We start from the raw sequence: 3,234 nt of genomic DNA, 5'->3' as shown, positions 1-3,234 counted from the left end.
TGCTGATTAGGCAAGTCCTCTTGTCAACAGGGTTTGAGATGCGCTGACCCTGTATGCCTTGACTTTGATGGCGATCGCATACCACAATGGCAAATTATCCGGTATCTGTACCATGGAGTTTACCAAGACGACCTACTGCTAAAATTTATTGTTTATCGGTTTGGGGATGGTGATATTCTACTACTAAGACTTGGTAAAGCGGCAGTAGATTTGTTAGGTAATGGAGAATCGGGAAAAATGGTAGCTTGGTAAAATGGACAAGTTGTTGTATTCCCTGTTTGGTAAATCCCCATAATTTCTGAGTAGAAACAGCGCTCTCTCTGAGTATTTATCTAGGAATTAGATAATTTTTCTGTCTTCACTTTTTTAATTAATTCCATATAGATATTAACCTCGCTAACTTCCACATCATGCTCAACCCTAGTGACGCGCCAATTTTCCTTATTTAGATAAATTTCTTCATCAACTCTGGGAATAAATTGCAGATCATAGAATTTTTTCACATAATCTTTTTGCTTTTCTTCCCATAATATGACTTTTACTGATTCTGGGCGCATTACGTCTCCTATTTTGTGATTTGATAACTTTCCCTAGTCTCAGTTTATCTTAGAGGATGTTTTTTAGGGTAGTTAAAACCACTTTCTGGAGGACATTTTATTTTAAGATTTTTTTAACGCAGAGGGGCGCAGACGAAAACGCAAAGTAACCCAGAGCTTTTCCCCCTTGGCGTTCTTTGCGTCTTGGCGGTTCGTATTCTTAAAAAATACCTAATGAGCTACAAGTTGCTCAGTGCGCTGTGCTAATAGTTGTTTGGCTCGTTCTGCTAAGTTTTGGTTTTGGCTTTTCACATCTTGAAAAAATTGAGTTAAATCACGATCACTTGCTTGTTGGGCATCGTTAAGATAGGTTTCACAGCAAGCAGAACATTGGAGAGCATGGTATAATACACTAATTAAATTAAAGTGTTCGTCTTGAGTTCCAGTGTGATATTTGTCAGGCATTTTGTTGACTCCAAATTACAGTAATTTCTAAGGTAACTGTGACTTTTGGTATTAACTCCTATCCCTAGAAGTAATTAGAAATTAATCCTTATACTCCCACTGGCTGTCTCACTTGGGATTTCACCGCTTTCACAATAGCATCAGCATCAATTTGGGCAGCATGAAGTAGTTCTGCTGGTGTGCCGGAACTGGGCATATCTCGCACCGCTAATTTAATTAATCGCAGTGGCGAACCTGCATAAATAGGAGTATTTTTAGTACCCGCAAACACATCTAGCACTGCCGCACCTAGTCCCCCTTCTAACCAGTGATCTTCCACAACTACTAAATTACCTTTGGTATCCTTTGCTGCTTGATGCAATGTCTGCACATCAATGGGTTTAACTGAGTAAGCATCAATGAGGCGGATGATGATACCTGCCTTTTTCAGTCTGTCATAAGCTTTCATGGCTTCATGTACAGTAATCCCCGCCGCAATTACCGTGGCTTGATCCTGTGGGGAACTGTGAATAATTTTGCTACCACCTATGGTAAAATCTTCATCAGCATCATAAATTACAGAGGTACTTTCTCTGGTGGTGCGGAGGTAAACAATCCCATTGCGATCGCACATTTGGGCGACTAATTGCGCTGTTTGATTTGCATCACAGGGATACAATACCGTACTACTCCACACAGCCCGAAATGCAGCTAAATCTTCCAAAGCCATCTGAGAAGCCCCATCCTGGCCAATGGATACCCCAGCATGAGAACCCACCAATTTAATATTGGCACGAGATACCGCCGCCATCCGCACAAAGTCGTAACCACGAGTTAAAAAAGCCGCAAAGGTGGAAGCAAAGGGTTTGTATTCTCTCACCTGCAACCCGACAGCCGCAGCTATCATTTGCTGTTCGGCAATATACATTTCAAAATAGCGCTCCGGATAGGCTTCGGCAAAGTCTTCAGCGTAAGTAGAATTACTTACCTCTGCATCCAAAGCAATTACCTGGGGTTCTGCTGCGCCTAATGCCACTAAAGCATCACCATAAGCGCGACGGGTGGCGACTTTTGCCCCTTTGTGATAGGTGGGGAGTTGCAAGGGTTGAGGATTTCCCAGACTAGCTGGTGTTCCTGGTTCAGGTGTATCCACTGAAATTATAATTTGTCTTGTACCACCTAACTCGGCGATCGCCCGTTGTTCATCCTCTGGTTGCAGCGCTTTTCCATGCCAACCCCCCAAATCTTCTAAACCTGTGACACCTTTACCTTTTTTCGTGCGGGCGATAATTACCGTGGGGCGATCGTTCACAGTCAGCGCCGCACTGTATGCTTGATCTATCTGGGTTAAATCATGACCATCAATTTCCATCGCTTGCCAACCAAAAGCCCTCGCCCGGTTAGCATAGGCTTGGGTATTCCAACCCAACTCAGTTTGACCCCGTTGACCCAGGCGGTTAACATCAAGAATGGCTATCAGATTATCTAGAGTATAGTGTGCAGCATGGTCAAAAGCCTCCCACACAGAACCTTCAGCAGTTTCACTATCACCCAATAACACCCAGGTATGATAAGGTAATTGGTCTAAATATTTACCTGCTAAAGCTATCCCCACACCAATGGGTAAACCTTGTCCCAGAGAACCAGTAGCCACATCCACCCAAGGTAAAAGCGGAGTGGGATGACCTTCTAAACGGCTACCAAAATGTCGCAGCGATCGCAACTCCTCATCAGTAATTACACCAGCAGCCTTATACATACTGTATAATAGAGGTGCAGCGTGACCCTTAGAAAAAATCAACCGATCATTATTTGGATGATCGGGATTATCGAAATCATACCGCAGATATTTAGCCAATAAAATCGCCATCAAATCCGCAGGCGACATAGAAGAAGTCGGATGACCAGAACCTGCAATAGTAGTCATGCGAATACTATCGACACGCAACTGTTGCGCCAGTTCATGCCATTGGTACAATTGTTCCTGTGTGGTCATAATAGTTTTCCTAAATCAAAGTACAGGTAATTTATAAAATTTGGTAATTTTCTAGTTAACTTCCGCCATTTTCCAGTAGCAATTACCAGAATTATTCACAGTTCCTGGGTTAACTTTAAAGAGTAGGAAATTTAATAACGTCTTGCTAATGGAATAACTAACCCTTATCTCCCAGGATATATAAACACTAACCTGAGACAATTACCCAGAAGTGTTGAATGTTAAGAAAGAGGTGATAAAAATAACCCAAAATATGGT

4 protein-coding genes are annotated in these 3,234 nt (G+C 42.4%); 1 reads left to right on the top strand and 3 read right to left on the bottom strand.

What is annotated here, in order from left to right; genetic code table 11:
* The first annotated feature begins 33 nt into the window (after positions 1-33).
* Positions 34-252 carry a hypothetical protein gene (locus tag ACM0OP_RS23875; protein WP_414530896.1) on the top strand — a complete coding sequence of 73 codons (219 nt, stop codon included), beginning with the start codon at positions 34-36 and terminating at the stop codon, positions 250-252.
* Between the two features lie 80 nt (positions 253-332).
* Here the strand turns inward: ACM0OP_RS23875 and ACM0OP_RS23870 are convergent, their stop codons facing one another.
* The 3 genes from ACM0OP_RS23870 to ACM0OP_RS23860 form a co-directional block, all read right to left on the bottom strand.
* The gene (locus ACM0OP_RS23870; protein WP_414530895.1) at positions 333-557 is read right to left on the bottom strand and encodes a hypothetical protein; all 225 of its coding nucleotides are present in this window, start codon (positions 555-557) and stop codon (positions 333-335) included.
* A 210-nt stretch (positions 558-767) separates the two neighbouring features.
* Positions 768-1,001 carry a hypothetical protein gene (locus ACM0OP_RS23865; RefSeq protein WP_414530894.1) on the bottom strand — a complete coding sequence of 78 codons (234 nt, stop codon included), beginning with the start codon at positions 999-1,001 and terminating at the stop codon, positions 768-770.
* 88 nt (positions 1,002-1,089) lie between these two features.
* Positions 1,090-2,976, bottom strand: a complete 1,887-nt coding sequence (locus tag ACM0OP_RS23860; RefSeq protein ID WP_414530893.1) for a transketolase — start codon at positions 2,974-2,976, stop codon at positions 1,090-1,092.
* Positions 2,977-3,234 lie beyond the last annotated feature (258 nt).

The organism is Nodularia chucula CCY0103, assembly GCF_963923915.1.
Taxonomy (GTDB): domain Bacteria; phylum Cyanobacteriota; class Cyanobacteriia; order Cyanobacteriales; family Nostocaceae; genus Nodularia; species Nodularia chucula.
The sequence above is the reverse complement of the archived record's forward strand: the minus strand, read 5'-3'. Positions and strand labels throughout refer to the sequence as shown.

Bases quoted from the DNA above. Each gene is read 5' to 3' on its own strand.
- ACM0OP_RS23870 (WP_414530895.1), bottom strand. From the start codon at position 557: ATGCGCCCAGAATCAGTAAAAGTCATATTATGGGAAGAAAAGCAAAAA.
- ACM0OP_RS23865 (WP_414530894.1), bottom strand. From the start codon at position 1,001: ATGCCTGACAAATATCACACTGGAACTCAAGACGAACACTTTAATTTA.
- ACM0OP_RS23860 (WP_414530893.1), bottom strand. From the start codon at position 2,976: ATGACCACACAGGAACAATTGTACCAATGGCATGAACTGGCGCAACAG.